Source organism: Polaromonas sp. P1_G2, assembly GCF_056405515.1.
Genome location: NZ_JBFUBY010001513.1, coordinates 1 through 390 on the forward strand (window position 1 = coordinate 1; position 390 = coordinate 390).

Genomic DNA, 390 nt, shown 5'->3' on the forward strand with positions numbered 1-390 from the left:
ATCCCGGTGCCGTCATCAGCCGCCAGAGCCTGCGCCGTATCGCCGAACGGCTCGGCACCGAGCCCGGTATCCGCGAACGCCTGCTCGAGCGCGACGAACTGCCGGTGGATGCCCGGCACCTACTCGCCGTTTCCATTTCCGACGCGCTGTCGGCAAGCGGCCTGGTGCGCCACGTGATCGGCGACCTGCGCTTCGAGCGCATCCGCCGCGAGGCGTGCGAGGCGACGACAGTGGCGCTCGCCGCCGAGGCCGAGACCAACGATATTCCGGCGCTGGTCGACCACCTGCGCCGCGACGGCCGCCTGACGCCGAATTTCCTGATGCAGGCGCTCTGCAGCGGCAAGCTGGATTTCTTCGCTTCGGCGATTGTCGAACTGACGGGGCTGACTG

The 390-nt window shown here is 68.7% G+C and carries 1 protein-coding gene; it reads left to right on the forward strand.

All coding sequences use genetic code 11. From position 1 onward, the window contains the following. Positions 1-390, forward strand: a 390-nt coding sequence (locus AC1D0P_RS31325) for a DUF2336 domain-containing protein (protein ID WP_477680286.1), incomplete at both ends; no start/stop codon positions are given.